The 13,378-nt window shown below is 66.7% G+C and carries 16 protein-coding genes; 6 read left to right on the top strand and 10 right to left on the bottom strand.

What is annotated here, in order from left to right:
- Positions 1-286 precede the first annotated feature (286 nt).
- Positions 287-895 carry a helix-turn-helix transcriptional regulator gene (locus tag GY40_RS26505; protein WP_162720126.1) on the bottom strand — a complete coding sequence of 203 codons (609 nt, stop codon included), beginning with the start codon at positions 893-895 and terminating at the stop codon, positions 287-289.
- A 187-nt stretch (positions 896-1,082) separates the two neighbouring features.
- Positions 1,083-1,841, bottom strand: coding sequence for a GntR family transcriptional regulator (locus GY40_RS07475; protein ID WP_248311121.1), 759 nt, complete (start codon positions 1,839-1,841; stop codon positions 1,083-1,085).
- A 74-nt stretch (positions 1,842-1,915) separates the two neighbouring features.
- Between GY40_RS07475 and GY40_RS07470 the strand changes: the two genes are divergently transcribed.
- Both GY40_RS07470 and GY40_RS07465 read left to right on the top strand, forming a co-directional pair.
- On the top strand, positions 1,916-2,860 hold the full coding sequence (locus GY40_RS07470) for a PfkB family carbohydrate kinase (protein ID WP_038360512.1): 945 nt from the start codon (positions 1,916-1,918) through the stop codon (positions 2,858-2,860).
- A 122-nt stretch (positions 2,861-2,982) separates the two neighbouring features.
- Complete coding sequence (locus GY40_RS07465) at positions 2,983-4,122, top strand: PAS domain-containing protein (RefSeq protein ID WP_038360509.1); 1,140 nt, start codon at positions 2,983-2,985, stop codon at positions 4,120-4,122.
- A 115-nt stretch (positions 4,123-4,237) separates the two neighbouring features.
- Here GY40_RS07465 and GY40_RS07460 read toward each other — a convergent pair whose 3' ends face one another.
- The 4 genes from GY40_RS07460 to pyrF all read right to left on the bottom strand — a co-directional run bounded on the left by GY40_RS07460 (position 4,238) and on the right by pyrF (position 6,770).
- On the bottom strand, positions 4,238-5,359 hold the full coding sequence (locus tag GY40_RS07460) for an anhydro-N-acetylmuramic acid kinase (protein WP_248311120.1): 1,122 nt from the start codon (positions 5,357-5,359) through the stop codon (positions 4,238-4,240).
- A 69-nt stretch (positions 5,360-5,428) separates the two neighbouring features.
- On the bottom strand, positions 5,429-5,737 hold the full coding sequence (locus tag GY40_RS07455) for a DUF1330 domain-containing protein (RefSeq protein ID WP_038360506.1): 309 nt from the start codon (positions 5,735-5,737) through the stop codon (positions 5,429-5,431).
- Positions 5,738-5,740: 3 nt separating this feature from the next.
- On the bottom strand, positions 5,741-6,028 hold the full coding sequence (locus GY40_RS07450) for a DUF1330 domain-containing protein (protein WP_038360503.1): 288 nt from the start codon (positions 6,026-6,028) through the stop codon (positions 5,741-5,743).
- A gap of 37 nt (positions 6,029-6,065) precedes the next feature.
- Positions 6,066-6,770, bottom strand: coding sequence for an orotidine-5'-phosphate decarboxylase (gene pyrF / locus GY40_RS07445; protein WP_038360500.1), 705 nt, complete (start codon positions 6,768-6,770; stop codon positions 6,066-6,068).
- Positions 6,771-6,951: 181 nt separating this feature from the next.
- On the opposite strand from pyrF, the gene GY40_RS07440 reads away from it, so the two are divergent.
- Positions 6,952-7,725, top strand: a complete 774-nt coding sequence (locus tag GY40_RS07440; RefSeq protein ID WP_038360497.1) for a sulfite exporter TauE/SafE family protein — start codon at positions 6,952-6,954, stop codon at positions 7,723-7,725.
- 8 nt (positions 7,726-7,733) lie between these two features.
- Positions 7,734-8,183 carry a DUF1801 domain-containing protein gene (locus GY40_RS07435; RefSeq protein WP_038360496.1) on the top strand — a complete coding sequence of 150 codons (450 nt, stop codon included), beginning with the start codon at positions 7,734-7,736 and terminating at the stop codon, positions 8,181-8,183.
- A gap of 24 nt (positions 8,184-8,207) precedes the next feature.
- Here GY40_RS07435 and GY40_RS07430 read toward each other — a convergent pair whose 3' ends face one another.
- From GY40_RS07430 to epmA, 3 genes are read right to left on the bottom strand one after another with little or no spacing between them, the layout of a single operon-like run.
- Entirely contained in the window at positions 8,208-8,873 is a 666-nt protein-coding gene (locus GY40_RS07430; protein WP_038360495.1) for a DsbA family oxidoreductase, read from the bottom strand.
- Positions 8,874-8,889: 16 nt separating this feature from the next.
- A complete protein-coding gene (locus GY40_RS07425; RefSeq protein ID WP_038360492.1) occupies positions 8,890-9,957 on the bottom strand; it encodes a lysine-2,3-aminomutase-like protein in 1,068 nt (355 codons plus the stop codon).
- Complete coding sequence (epmA, locus tag GY40_RS07420; protein WP_038360490.1) at positions 9,954-11,018, bottom strand: EF-P lysine aminoacylase EpmA; 1,065 nt, start codon at positions 11,016-11,018, stop codon at positions 9,954-9,956. The genes GY40_RS07425 and epmA overlap by 4 nt, the downstream gene beginning before the upstream one ends.
- A 177-nt stretch (positions 11,019-11,195) precedes the next feature.
- Here epmA and efp point away from each other — a divergent pair, with 177 nt between their 5' ends.
- Together efp and GY40_RS07410 are read left to right on the top strand one after the other, a co-directional pair.
- The gene (efp, locus tag GY40_RS07415) at positions 11,196-11,765 is read left to right on the top strand and encodes an elongation factor P (protein ID WP_038360488.1); all 570 of its coding nucleotides are present in this window, start codon (positions 11,196-11,198) and stop codon (positions 11,763-11,765) included.
- A gap of 91 nt (positions 11,766-11,856) precedes the next feature.
- Positions 11,857-12,375, top strand: coding sequence for a DUF1993 domain-containing protein (locus tag GY40_RS07410; protein ID WP_038360485.1), 519 nt, complete (start codon positions 11,857-11,859; stop codon positions 12,373-12,375).
- A 345-nt stretch (positions 12,376-12,720) separates the two neighbouring features.
- Here GY40_RS07410 and GY40_RS07405 read toward each other — a convergent pair whose 3' ends face one another.
- Entirely contained in the window at positions 12,721-13,371 is a 651-nt protein-coding gene (locus tag GY40_RS07405; protein ID WP_038362154.1) for an MBL fold metallo-hydrolase, read from the bottom strand.
- Between the last annotated feature and the right edge of the window lie 7 nt (positions 13,372-13,378).

Genomic DNA, 13,378 nt, shown 5'->3' with positions numbered 1-13,378 from the left:
AGCGCGAAACCCGCAATCCCACCCGGCCCACGATGCCTCGCGAAGCCCCTCGGTCGAATGGGACGAGGCGAGAATAGGCATGGGGCGGAAGGGCGGGGATAAGTTTGCCTCTTTCCTTCTCCCCTTCCGGGAGAAGGTGGCAGCGTGAAGCGCTGACGGATGAGGGGTCTCTCAACCTTGATCGTCAGCGCCCGATACCATCGACCCTGCCGGGCACCTTCTCCCGCAAGGGGAGAAGGGAGGGGCGCGTCCTATGCCCGCGTCATAACGAACACCGGCAGCACGCTCAGCGCGGCTCCTCGACATAGGTGGCGACGAAGCGGACGAGCTCGCTCTGGCGCGCGGTCCCGGTCTTGGCGAAGAGGCGCTGGAGATGGGTTCGGGCGGTGGTCGGGGCGATGCCCAGGCGCTTGGCCGCGACGATGGTGTCGAGCCCCTCGACGATCAATGCCAGCATGCGCTCCTCGGTCGGCGTCAGCCCACAGGCTTCCGCGACCTGATCGAGCTTGCGGCCCATGGCAACCTCGGGATCGTCGACCGAGAGGACGAAGAGGTCGATGCTTTCGAGATGGACGGCGTCGATCGCGACCTGCCGGCCGCAGCGGAGCGCCAGCGGCAGCCGCGTCTCTCCGGCCATGCTGCCGGTGCGGCAGCGCTTCAGCCAGGAATGGAGCCGCGCCATGAATTCCTTGTCGGCGGCGGTGAAGCGGTCGGGGGCGCCGAGCCCCTCGCCTGACAGGGCCCGGGCGCCGCGGTTGCTGAACTGGATGTTCAGATTGGCATCGATGACGAAAACGGGTTTCGAGGCATGGCAGGCGGGTTCAGGCATGGTCTCGCGGCGCGCCGAAAGGGGCGGGTAATTCGCGTGGCTGGAAACCGAGAAGTGGAGCGACATCGAAACATCCATCCCTGTTGTCTCGGATCGTCGCGACGCCCCCGCAGCGGCCGGTTCATCCAGCCGGGGCGGGCAGAGCGCGCGTCCGCATTCCTTCGTCGCGCCGGAATGCGAGCAGGTTCAAAGCGGATGCTGTTTTTTGGACTGGTATTGGACTGATTAAAATGCGAGCGACCTGCCGCCGCCGTCAAATATGGAGCGAGAGCCGGTAAGTGTAGCTGTCGCCGCGGAACAGGCCCTCGACATATTCCAGCATCTCGCCATCGGCGCCATAGCTGCGGCGCTTGATCAGCAGGCACGGAACCGGCCTCTCGAAGCCGAAGATCGCGCATTCTTCCGGCGTCGGCGCAGCCGCCTCGATCGTCTGGTCGCAGCGGATGAGGGGCGCTCCGAGATCGGCCAGCATCGCATAGACCGAGCCGCTGAGATCGGCCTGCGCCAGCCCGGGAGCCCGCTCGAGATTGTACCAGGCGATCTCGCGCGACATCGGCATCCCGTCGCCCGAGCGGACGCGCACGAGCTTGAGGAGATCGATATGCGAGGAGTGGCCGAAGATCGAAGCGATGGAGCGGTCGTTCACGATCTCCCGTTCGAGAATGCGCGACGACGGAACGCGCCCCAGCTCGCGCATCTCCTCGGTGAAGCCCTTCAGCCGGTCCATGCCGGGGTGCAGACGCGGCCCCGGCCCTTGCACGATGGAGCCGAGGCGCCCCTGCGCGCTGAGCAGCTTCCTTTCCCGCAAGGCGTTGTACGAGCGCTGCACGGTGGTGCGGCTGATCTTCAGCCGTTCGGCCAATTGCCGTTCGGCCGGCAGCGTCGTGCCAGGCGGCAAGGTGCCGTCGCCGATCAGCCGCGTCAGCTGGTCTTCCAACTGCTGATAAAGCGGTTTGGCCGTGTCGTCGCGTAGGTCCAGCAGGTCCTGGAACACCGGCTTGGGCGTAGGCAATTCAAGCTCTGTCGATGGTTGCATGAGTGTGGCACAACCCGGGTAGCAGCAGTCGAGCGGGGAAATCAAACGCCATGACCGACCGGCCTGTCTTCGTGCTCGGAAGCTTCGTGGTTGCCTGCACGGCAACAGTGCCGCGCGTGCCGCGCCCCGGCGAGGCGCTCGCTGCCGAAATCGTAACGATCGAACCCGGCGGCAAGGGCCTCAATCTCGCGATCATGGCCCGACGGCTCGGCATGACGGTCGATGGGCTCCTCGCGATCGGCGACGATCTGGCCGCGGCCTTCGCCGCTCCGGCGCTGCAGCGCGCCGATCTGCCGCAGGCCATGCTCGTCGAGATCGCCGGGCCGACCGGCAGTGGCGTCGGCTTCATCGACCAGCGCGGTGAGACCAGCGTGGCGATTGCCAGCGGCGTCAATTTCGCGATCACCCGCGCGCATATCCGCGAACGCGCCGGCGCCATCGCCGGCGCGGCTCTCGCATTGGCACAATTCGAGACCTCCGACGAGGCGGTTGCCGAAACCTTCGACATCGCCCGGCGGGCCGGCGTCCCGACATTGCTCAACCCCTCGCCGTTCCGGCCGATCACTCCTGAAATCCTGCAGCGGACCAGCATCCTCATCGTCAACGAAACCGAAGCCGGAGACCTTGCCGCCGCCATCGGCCGCGACCCGGCCATCACGGTCGATCCCGCCCACTTCGCGGGCACGCTGGCGCCGGCCATCATGGCGCTGGGGCCCGACCTCGTCGTCATGACGCGGGGCGCTGCCGGTGCCGTCGCCGCCCCCCGCGACGGAGCGGCGCTCTCGCAGGCCGGCATCGCCGTCGCCACCGTCGATGCGCTCGGCGCGGGGGATGCCTTCGCCGCGACGCTTGGCGTCAGCCTAGCCCGGAAACACGGCCTCGCCGAGGCTCTGCGGCTGGCTGCCGCGGCCGGGGCGCTGACGACGACACGCCATGGCGTGTTCGACGCCTTGCCGACAGGCGAGGCCATTCGGGCGCTGCTCGGCAAGAGCTGATTGAGCGATCGACAGCCTGCTAAATTTTTGGATTGCTTTTGGACTTCACGAAAGCGACGCGTCCTGCTAGCTTGACGTTGCTGCCGCCGGGCCCCGGCAGCTGTCGCGAGCGAGGTAGCGTCATGCCGGCACCGAATCTCGATACCGTCATGTCCGCCGTCGATCAGCTCCTGAGCGGAGCGATGGATGAAGAGCAGATGCCTGCCGCCGCCGAAACGCTGCGACAGCTCTTCAATGGCTCGAAAGCCTGTTTCGCCAGTGTCGGACCGAATCCCGAGGACTGGGTGGCCTATGCCACCAATGTCGACGAGGCCCTGCAGGCGCGGTGCTTCGGCGACCTCGCGCAGGATTTCGTCGAGATGGGCTTTGCCCTGCGCAACATCCCTCTCGGCCAAGTCTATCACGACCATGAGGTCTACGGCCGCGAAAGGCTGCACAGCAGCCGCATCTGGCAGGAATGGATGCAGCCGCAGGACATGCATGGCGGCATGGCCTGCCGCCTCGCGGAGAATGGCGAGGCGTTCTGGTTCTTCGACGTGCAGCGCGGCCGCCACCAGGAGGGGTTCGATCGGGAGGACGTCGCCCTGCTCGGCAAGCTCTATCCGGTCCTGCGGCGGATCGCCGAGGTCCGGCGCCATCTCGGCCGGGTCGCGATCCAGCGGGACGAGGCGCGCGGCGCCCTCGACAGCCTCGCCATGGGCATCGTCATCGTCGATCAGGACCTGCGCATCATCTACGCGAATGAAGGCGCCGACGAGATTTTGGCCGAGCCCGACGGAGCGCTCTCGCTCCGGCAGGGGCGCGTCTTCGCCCGTCAGCCGAGCGACCACCGGCAGTTCAGGCAACTGGTCGAGGCCGCGGCGCATGGCGGCCGCGACCCGCTGGGCCAGCAGCGTAGCAGCCTGATTCTGCGGGGCGACGACCGCGCTCATTCGCTGTCTGCCTGCGTCATGCCTGCGGCCCTCTCCCTCGCGCCCGCTGGATCGCACAGCAAGGTCATGATCGCGTTGCGCCGGCTCGAGATGGCGACCGACATCGTCGCCTGCTCGCGCCAGCTCTTCGACCTGACCGAAACCGAAGCCAAATTTGCCTCCGCCCTGGCGAGCGGATTGTCACTGACGGAAGCGGCCGCTGCTCAACGCGTCAGGATCTCGACCGCACGGACCCATCTGGCGCGGATTTTTCAGAAGACCGACACCCGCCAGCAAAGCCAGCTCGTCTCCCTGCTGCGCAGCGCGGACCTCCCCCTCCGCTCTCGTTGAGAACAGTTCGGCGAAGCGCTTTTGCTTCGCGGGCTGGCTCGTTCAGGAGCACAGGGCAAAATTAGTCAGCTTCAGCCTAAATCTTCATCATCCAAATGACGGAGAAGACGGGTTTTTAGACTGAGACGGCCGGCCGGTGCAGATGCCCGCCGGTCAGCGGCTGCGGCACGCCCGTGGTCGAAGGCAGGCTGAGGGGCAGGCCACGGACAGAGCGGATCGCGAAATAGGCGAAGATCTGCGCCTCCAGCGCATCGCCGTTCCAGCCGACGGCCTCGACTGGCTCGACCGGCACGCCCAGGCGCTGGCCGAGCCTTTCCATGAAATGCCGGTTGAGCCGGCCGCCGCCGCCGACGAGCCAGCGCCGCGGCGCGACCGGGACATGGCGCAGCGCCGCGACAATGCTTTCCGTGGTGAAGGCGGCGAGCGTCGCGGCCCCGTCGGCGTCCGAGAGCGGCTCGACTGTCCGAGCGCGGCGGTGAAAATCGTTGCGGTCCAGCGATTTCGGCGCCGGCCTGTCGAAATAGGGATTGGCCATGAAGCCGGCGACGAGATCGTCATGGACCCTGCCGCTTGCGGCAAGCGCGCCGTCGGCATCGTAGGGGCGGCCGAGCCGGCGCAGCATGAAGTCGTCGAGGATCGCGCTGGCCGGCCCGGTGTCGAAGGCGATGACGGTGTCGCCGTCGACATAGGTGACATTGCCGACCCCGCCGAGATTCAGCACCATCACCGGCTGCTCCAGCCCCTGCACCAGCGCGCGGTGGTAGAGCGGCGCGAAGGGGGCGCCTTCGCCACCGGCCGCGACATCGGCATCGCGGAAACGGTCCACCGTGGGGATGCCGAGCGCATCGGCCACGGCTTGCCCGTCGATGAGCTGGCGGGTGAAGCGGCGCTCCGGGCGATGATAGATCGTCTGGCCGTGCAGCCCGACGAGATCGACGCTGCCGAGACCGAGCCCCTGCTCCTCGGCATAGCTGCGGATGGCGGCGAGATGATCGGCTGTGACCGCCGCCTCGAGCTCCGTCAGAGGCTCGGAGGAGGCGCGTTCGGCATCGGCGATGACAGCCTGCAGGGCGCGGCGCGTCTCGTCGCGATAGGGATAGGAGGCGCCGGGACCGAAGGAGAGCCGGTCGCGCCCGTCGCTCGTCACCAGCGACACGTCGATGGCATCCATCGAGGTGCCGCTGATCACGCCGATGGCGGTCAGGATTGCGGACGGGTCAGAGAGACGATCCGCCACCTGCGGCTCCTTGCAGTGCTGCGATGACATCCCGGGCGACCGAAGAGAGACCCGGAATTCGGATTCAGCTCACTCGCCCGGCTGCGGGCCGTCATAGCCGCCGATGATGACGAGATCGGACTTGCCGGCGGCGCTGAGATGCTTCACCGCCTCCTGATATTCCGGCGAGGCGTAGCAGGCGCGGGCCGTCTCCTCGTCCTTGAACTCGAGGACGACGTTGTGCTTGCGGCCCTCGCCGCGGGCGAGCTTGTACTCGCCGCCGCGAACGAGGAACTTCGCGCCGTATTTGGCGAAGGCGACGGCGTTCAGCGAACGGTACTTGGCGTAAGCCTCGTCATTCTCGACGTCGACGCGTGCGATCCAGTAACCCTTCGCCATGGCTCAGGCCCCCTCGACCGCGACGAGGTCGATCTCGCCCGCACCTTCACGCAGCTTGCGGGCCTCCGCATATTCCGGCGAGAACAGATAGGCGCGCGCCGAGGCGAAATCATTGAACTCGATGACGACATTGCGAGCGCGGCCCTCGCCTTCGCCCACCGTCATCTGGCCGCCGCGCACGATCGGCGTGCCGCCATAGATCTTCATCACCTCGGAGGACTTGGCGGCATAGGCCGCCCATTTGGTCGCGTCGGTGACCTTGGCGCGGCCGATGACATATCCCTTGGGCATGGTGCAATCCGTTCGCTGAATCGGTTTCGGGCGGAGATTACGAAGCCGCGACGATCTCGTCCATGACCGCGCCCGCCGCCGCACGCGGGTCTGCCGCGCGGACGATGGGACGCCCGACGACGAGATGGTCGGCGCCGATGCGGATCGCCTCGGCCGGTGTCAGCGTGCGCTTCTGGTCGCCGGCAGCACTGCCGGACGGGCGGATGCCCGGCGTGACGATGAGCATATCCTTGCCGATCACGTCACGAACGATCTCGGTTTCGGCCGCCGAGCAGACGATGCCGTCGATGCCGGCGATGCGGGCCTGTTCGGCGCGCAGCCGCACGAGATCGCGCACCGCAAGCCCATAGCCAGCATCGCGCAAATCGCCGTCGTCATAGGAGGTCAGCGCCGTGACCGCGAGGAGCTTCAGCGCCGCGTCGCCCCGGCCCTCGACCGCGCCGCGCATGGTCTGCGGATAGGCGTGGACGGTGAGGAAGGTGACGCCGAGCTTGGTCAGCGATTCCACGCCTTCGGTCACGGTGTTGCCGATGTCGTGCAGCTTGAGATCGAGGAAGACCTTCTTGCCCTCGGCGACGAGCTGGCGCGCGAGGTCGAGCCCACCGGCGAAGGCGAGGCGATAACCGATCTTGTAGAAGGTCACGCCGTCGCCCAGCGTCGAGACGAGGCGGTAGGCGTCCCAGACTGTCGGCACGTCGAGGGCGACGATCAGGCGGTCGCGGACATCGTTGATCTTCTGCATCTGGCGGCTCCCTGAGTTTCGAGGGAAGGCGCATGATTCGAAGCAGGAGGCAAGGGCGCAAGCCACCGCGACGCCTCGCAGAACAATCTCCTACGCATTGGTGCTTTTCCGAAAACAATATTCCCCAAAACGGGCCAATCCTCTAGGCGTCGTTCTCCGCTCTTCCGGAGGCCGCCTCACGATGTCATGGACCGCGCTGACCGGCTTCCTGCTGCTGACGGGCGTCGCGGCCTATGCCCAGACGCTGACGGGCTTCGCCTTCGGGCTCATCACCATGGGCGGGGTCGGCCTGACGGGCCTGCTGTCCCTCCCCGATGCGGCCATGCTCGTCAGCGTGCTGACCCTGGTCAATGCCTGCCAGATGCTGCTGAAAGGCTGGCGCGACGTCGCCTGGCGGACATTCGGGCTGGTCACGGTCGCGAGCCTGCCCTGCCTCGTCCTCGGCTATGAGCTGCTGATCTGGCTGGCGGATAGCCGCGCCGATGTCCTGCGGGTTGCGCTGGGCCTCACCATCATCGTCTCGAGCCTCCAGCTCGCACGCAAGCCTCAGCCGCTCCAGCGCGAATCGGGCCGTTTCAGCTTTCTGTTCTTCGGCGGCGTCGCCGGATTGATGGGCGGCATGTTCTCGACCTCGGGGCCGCCGCTGGTCTACCACCTCTACCGGCAGCCGCTGGCGCTCGCGACGATCCGGGAAACCCTCGTCACCATCTTCGCGCTCAATGCCACGGTCCGCACCGGAATGGTCGCAGCCTCGGGCCAGGTTCCGTCAGCCTCGACGCTCACCGGCCTGATCGCCGTCCCCGTCGTGATGATGGCCACGCATCTGGCACGGCGCTACCCGCCGCCGCTGTCGCAGCGCGCCATGAGGCAGATCGTCTTCGCGCTGCTGTTTCTCTCGGGCGTCGCGCTGGGTGCCCCGGCGCTGATCCACCTGACGGCTCAGTTCGGCCGCTAGAAACTGTTATGGACCTTCGACAGGCATCGAGCGCAGGCGAAGAACGAAGGGAAAGGCGGCGCATCATGAGCAAGGCCGAAACCGGCGCATCCCCATCCGAGCTGATCGACGCACGGATCGCGGAGCTGGACGATTGGCGCGGCCCGACGCTGGCCCGCATCCGCAAGCTCATCAAGGAGGCGGTTCCGGACGTTGCCGAGGAGTGGAAATGGCGGGGCGTCCCGGTCTGGTCCCGGGACGGAATCCTCTGCACCGGCGAGACCTACAAGACCGTCGTGAAGCTCACCTTCGCGAAAGGCGCTTCGCTCGACGATCCCGCCGGCCTGTTCAATTCCAGCCTCGACGGCAATGTCAGGCGCGCGATCGATATCCACGAGAGCGAGACGCTCGACGAAGGCGCCTTCAAAGCGCTCATCGGCGCGGCCGCGGCCCTGAACGGCGCCACCCGAAAACGATAGGCCGGAACCGGCCGCCGGAGCGCTTCAGAACTCCGGCATCTCGGGCTGCTGCTGCGCGGCCAGCACCTGCTGGAAGACCTGCGCCCAGACATCCGGGGGCTGCGCGCCGGAGACGGCGAGCTTGCCGTCGACGATGAAGAACGGCACGCCGGTGACGCCGACTTCGCGGGCGTGGTTCTCAAGCCCGATCACGGTCTCGCGCAATTCGTCATTGGCGAGTTCGTCGCGCGCGGCCTGCTCGTCGAAGCCCTGCTCGACGGCGATCTGGACCAGCGTCTCGAGATCGCCGATGTCGCGCCCCTCCTGCCAATAGGCCTTGAACAAGGCCGCCGTCATGTCGCCGCCGCGCTGGACGGTGGAGGCGGCCGCCACCAGCATATGGGCCATGCGCGTGTTGACGCTCTTCGTCACCTTCGCCCAGTTGAAGGTGACGCCGCTCTCCAGCGCCGCCTCCGACAGCCGAAGCTCGATCTCCCGGCGCTTGCCGGGACCGAACTTGGTGTCGAGATACTGCGTGCGGTCCATGCCCGCCTCGGGCATCTCCGGGTTGAGCTCATAGGGCAGCCAGGTGATGGTGAAGCGCTCGTTCAGGCCGAACTGGGCGAGCGCCGTTTCCAGCCGCGTCTTGCCGATGAAGCACCAGGGGCAGGCGATGTCGGAGACGATCGCGAGCGGCAGCTTGTCCTGCATGTCGATATCCTTCGTATCAGACGGGCGGATAGAGATGCCGCCCACCCTGTCGGTCTTCGGCGATGGCCTCCACGCCGGGCGTCTCGCAGCCGGAAAGGAAGGCGGGACCGACCGGAATCTTGCCGGCGCCGCCGGGAATGTCGAGGATATAGGTCGGCTGGCACAGCCCCGAAAGATGGCCGCGCAGGCTTTTGACCAGTGCCTGCCCCTCCTCCAGCGTCAGGCGGAAATGCGAGGTGCCGGGCGCGAGGTCGGGATGGTGCAGGTAATAGGGCTTGATCCGGTTCTCGACGAAGGCGCGCATCAGGGCACCCAGCGTCTCGACATCGGCATTGACGCCCTTGAGCAGCACGGACTGGCTGAGCAGCACATGGCCGGCATCGGCCAGCGTCGCGATCGCGGCGCGGGCGTCGTCCGTAAATTCGCGCGGATGGTTGGCGTGGATGGCGATATAGCTCGCCTTGCCGGGGATGCGCAGCGCCCTCGCATAGTCCGGCGTGATCCGGGCGGGATCGACGACGGGCACGCGGGTGTGCCAGCGCGCGACCTTGATATGCGGGATCGCGGCGAGGCGTTTCGCCACCTCGCGGATGCGGCGGGCGGAGAGGATGAAGGGGTCGCCGCCGGTCATGATCACCTCCCAGATCTCGGGATGGGAGGCGAGATAGGCGAGCGCTGCGTCGAGCTTGGCGCCGGTCAGCGCGTCACCGCCGGGGCCGACCATCTCGCGGCGGAAGCAGAAGCGGCAATAGACCGGGCAGGCATGGACGAGCTTGAGCAAGGCGCGGTCGGGATAGCGATGGACCACGCCCTCGACCGGGGAATGAGCGTCGTCGCCGATCGGATCGGCCAGTTCCTGCGGCAGCGTCGTGAGTTCGGCGGCATCGGGAATGAACTGGCGCGCAATCGGATCGGCCGGGTCAGTGGGATCGATCAATCCGGCGACGGCTGATGTCACCGAGACGGCATAGCGCTCCGCCACCTTCTGCAGGGCTTCACGGCGCGCGGGCGCGGCAAGCCCGGCCTCGACGAGCGCGTCGATGCTGCGCAGCGGCTGGCCGCCAGGGGGCTGATGAAGGGTCATGCGCTTCCCCTGCCCGGTTCTGCGACCGGCGTCCAGAGCACGTCCTCGATCCGGCGTGCGCCGACGCAAAGCATGACGAGCCGGTCGAAGCCGAGCGCGATGCCGGATGCGGCCGGCATCAGCGAAAGCGCCTCCAGGAAATCGTCGTCGACAGGATAGCGCTCGCCATAGATGCGCTCCTTCTCGTCCATGTCGGCCTCGAAGCGGCGGCGCTGCTCTTCCGGGTCGGTGAGCTCGCCGAAGGCATTGGCGAGCTCGACGCCGCAGGCATAGAGCTCGAAGCGCTCGGCCACGCGCGGATCGCCGGGCTTGGGCCGGGCGAGCGCGGCCTCGCTGATCGGATATTCGCAAAGGATCGTGGCACGGCCACGACCGAGATGCGGCTCGATACGCTCGGAGAGCACGCGGCTGAAGATGTCGGACCAGCTGTCGTCATCGGCCAGGCGAATGCCGGCCGCGATGGCCTGCGCGGCAAGCGCAGCGCGGTCGGTCACGCCAGCGGGCGAGACGGTCGCGAGCAGGTCGATGCCGGCATGGCGGGCGAAGGCGTCGTGCAGCGTCAATCGCTCTGGCTCGGCGAAGGGGTCGGCCTCCGCATCGCGCCAGCGGAGGGTCGTGGTGCCTGCGGCGCGAACGGCTTCAGCCATCAGCGCCGCGCAGTCCCGCATCAGGACGTCGTAATCCTCGCCGGCGCGATACCATTCCAGCATGGTGAATTCGGGATGGTGCAGCGCCGTGCGCTCGCGGTTGCGGAAGACGCGGGCGAAATCGAAGATGCGCGTCTCGCCGGCCGCGAGCAGCTTCTTGGCCGCGAATTCCGGCGAGGTGTGCAGGTAGTAGGGATGCGGCTCAGCGGCGTTGTCGATCAGCGTCGTACCGAAGCCGTGGAGATGCGTCTCGTTGCCGGGCGAAAGCTGCAGGATCGCCGCCTCGACCTCGACGAAATCGCGAGCCTCGAACCAGCGCCGCAGCGCCGTCTTGATCCGCCCGCGCGCCAGAAGCGCCGGCCGGCGGTCGGCATGGATGTCGGGCCGCCAGAATGGCGTGGGGGACGAACTCATCGAATCTCGCGTCGGAACCGTCGGAAAGCTTTCGTTTCGCGCGCGAATGCGGTAGTTGCGCGGCAATTGAATTCGCATAGAGCATTGCGCGAAAAAGTGGGAACCGGTTTTTCGCAAGCGCAAGGCTCTGAACTTTAGGATTCGCGCGGGCGCGCCGCGCACCAGAAGGACATTCACGTGGTCAAGGTCATCGCCTCTTCCGTCCGCAAGGGCAACGTCCTCGAGCTCGACGGGCATCTCTGCACCGTCATCTCGGCCGAGAGCTTCTTCCCCGGCAAGGGCACCCCGACGACGCAGATCGACATGCGCCGCATCGCCGACGGCGTGAAGATGACGCAGCGCTACAAGACGACCGAGCAGGTCGAGCGCGCCTATGTCGAGGACCGCGACTTCACCTATCTCTACCAGGATGGCGAGCAGTACGTCTTCATGAACCCGGAGACCTACGACCAGATCCATGTCGACAAGGACGTGGTCGGCGATGCCGCTCCCTATCTCCAGGAGAACATGAAGGTCTCGCTCTCGGTGTTCGAGGACAAGGCCGTCGCGATCGAATTGCCGCAGCGCGTCACGCTCGAAGTCGTCGAGACCGAGCCGGTGACCAAGGGCCAGACCGCCTCCTCCTCCTACAAGCCGGCGATCCTGTCGAACGGCGTGCGCAGCGCCGTGCCGCCGCATGTCGGCGTCGGCACCCGCGTCGTCGTGATGACCGCCGACGGCTCCTATGTCGAGCGCGCGAAGGATTGACCTGCTGGCGCAGAGCGCCGTGGAAAATTCTGCTCTATAGCTTTACGCAACGGGCCCTTTCCGGGCCCGTTGTCGTTTCCTGAGGATATCCATGCCGCTCACAGTCCAGGCCGCCGCCCTTTCCGGCTTCGTGCAGACGCTCAAGGCGCTCGACGCCATTCTCGACAAGGCCGTGGAACAGGCGGAGAGCCGCAAGATCCAGCCGGAGGTGCTGCTGAGCGCCCGGCTCGCGCCGGACATGCTGGCCTTCACCCGCCAGATCCAGCTCTGCTGCGATTTCGCCAAGAACGCCGTCGCGCGCCTTTCGGGCGGCGAAAACCCGCGCTTCCCCGACGAGGAGAAGAGCTTCCCGGAGCTGAAGGAGCGCATCGCCAAGACGCTGGCCTTCATCAACGCGGCCGACGGCGCGGCGCTCGATGCAGGCCTCACCCGCGAGGTCACCTTCCCGCGCGGCCCCTCCGCGACGGCGACGATGACCGGCGTGGCCTATCTCTCCTGCTTCGCCATCCCGAACTTCTATTTCCACGCCACGACCGCCTACGACATCCTGCGCCAGAACGGCTTCCAGATCGGCAAGCAGGACTTCCTGAAGGGTGTGTTCGACGCCTGATCGCATCTTTTGCGAGTGGCCTTGAAATAGCCTTGTTAGCCTCCCATATAGGGACCACGACGGTGTTGAAGGCGGCTCTGCTGCTTTCCATTGTCGGTGAAGACGGCCATGGGCCGAACGTTTGACGCCGGATGTACGCGCACCCGTTCAGGACATGGCCGTTGGTTCATTCCGAGGCCCGTAGCGGATATCCGCTGCGGGTCTTTTCGTTTCCAGGGTCCGGTTTCCTGCGGGAAACGCTCCGTCATGGTCTGGCTTGTGCCGACCAGCCACGTCCTCCTTCGTCGAAGGTGTGTCCAGGACGTCGACGCTCGCCACGAGGGCGAGCATCCACGTCGCGGTCTTTCACCCCTGCAAGAACGGATTGTTCCGGCGCTCCTCGCCCAGCGTGCTGGCGGGACCATGGCCGGGCAGGAACTGCACGTCGTCGCCGAGCGGCAGGAGCTTCGTCTTGATGCCGGCAATCAGCGCCGTGTGATCGCCATAAGGGAAATCGGTGCGGCCAACCGAGCCGGCAAAGACCGTGTCGCCCGCCAGCAGGAAGCGCAGGTCTTTCTGGAAGAAGGTGACATGGCCGGGCGAATGGCCCGGCACATGCGCGACCTCGAAGGTCAGATCGCCCAGCGAAACCGTGTCGCCATCCTTCAGCCAGCGCGTCGGCACGACCGCCTTCATGTCCAGGATGTCGAAGCGCAGCCCCTGCTCGGGCAAGCCGTCGAGCAGGAACTTGTCACCCTCATGCGGGCCGACGATCGGGACCGACAACGCCTCGGCCAGCTCCGTCGCGCCGCCGGCATGGTCGAGATGGCCATGGGTGAGCCAGATCGCGACCGGCGTCACGCCGAGCTCCTTCACCGCCTCCTTGAGACGCGGCACGTCGCCACCCGGATCGACGATGGCGGCCTGCTTCGTCTTCGTGTCCCAGACGATCGAGCAATTCTGCTGGAACGGCGTCACTTGCAGGACGGCGATCTGGAGCGGCGGCTGGTCGGTCATGGGAAGC

It is taken from the genome of Allobosea sp. UNC402CLCol, from assembly GCF_000745475.1.
In the GTDB taxonomy this organism is placed as follows: Bacteria; Pseudomonadota; Alphaproteobacteria; order Rhizobiales; family Beijerinckiaceae; genus Allobosea; species Allobosea spartocytisi.
The sequence above is the reverse complement of the archived record's forward strand: the minus strand, read 5'-3'. Positions and strand labels throughout refer to the sequence as shown.

What these genes read in the sequence shown, in the direction of transcription:
- GY40_RS26505 (WP_162720126.1), bottom strand. Translation starts at nt 895, where the DNA reads ATGTCGCTCCACTTCTCGGTTTCCAGCCACGCGAATTACCCGCCCCTT.
- GY40_RS07470 (WP_038360512.1), top strand. Translation starts at nt 1,916, where the DNA reads ATGACCGACCGGCCTGTCTTCGTGCTCGGAAGCTTCGTGGTTGCCTGC.
- GY40_RS07465 (WP_038360509.1), top strand. Translation starts at nt 2,983, where the DNA reads ATGCCGGCACCGAATCTCGATACCGTCATGTCCGCCGTCGATCAGCTC.
- GY40_RS07455 (WP_038360506.1), bottom strand. Translation starts at nt 5,737, where the DNA reads ATGGCGAAGGGTTACTGGATCGCACGCGTCGACGTCGAGAATGACGAG.
- GY40_RS07450 (WP_038360503.1), bottom strand. Translation starts at nt 6,028, where the DNA reads ATGCCCAAGGGATATGTCATCGGCCGCGCCAAGGTCACCGACGCGACC.
- pyrF (WP_038360500.1), bottom strand. Translation starts at nt 6,770, where the DNA reads ATGCAGAAGATCAACGATGTCCGCGACCGCCTGATCGTCGCCCTCGAC.
- GY40_RS07440 (WP_038360497.1), top strand. Translation starts at nt 6,952, where the DNA reads ATGTCATGGACCGCGCTGACCGGCTTCCTGCTGCTGACGGGCGTCGCG.
- GY40_RS07435 (WP_038360496.1), top strand. Translation starts at nt 7,734, where the DNA reads ATGGACCTTCGACAGGCATCGAGCGCAGGCGAAGAACGAAGGGAAAGG.
- GY40_RS07430 (WP_038360495.1), bottom strand. Translation starts at nt 8,873, where the DNA reads ATGCAGGACAAGCTGCCGCTCGCGATCGTCTCCGACATCGCCTGCCCC.
- GY40_RS07425 (WP_038360492.1), bottom strand. Translation starts at nt 9,957, where the DNA reads ATGACCCTTCATCAGCCCCCTGGCGGCCAGCCGCTGCGCAGCATCGAC.
- epmA (WP_038360490.1), bottom strand. Translation starts at nt 11,018, where the DNA reads ATGAGTTCGTCCCCCACGCCATTCTGGCGGCCCGACATCCATGCCGAC.
- GY40_RS07410 (WP_038360485.1), top strand. Translation starts at nt 11,857, where the DNA reads ATGCCGCTCACAGTCCAGGCCGCCGCCCTTTCCGGCTTCGTGCAGACG.
- GY40_RS07405 (WP_038362154.1), bottom strand. Translation starts at nt 13,371, where the DNA reads ATGACCGACCAGCCGCCGCTCCAGATCGCCGTCCTGCAAGTGACGCCG.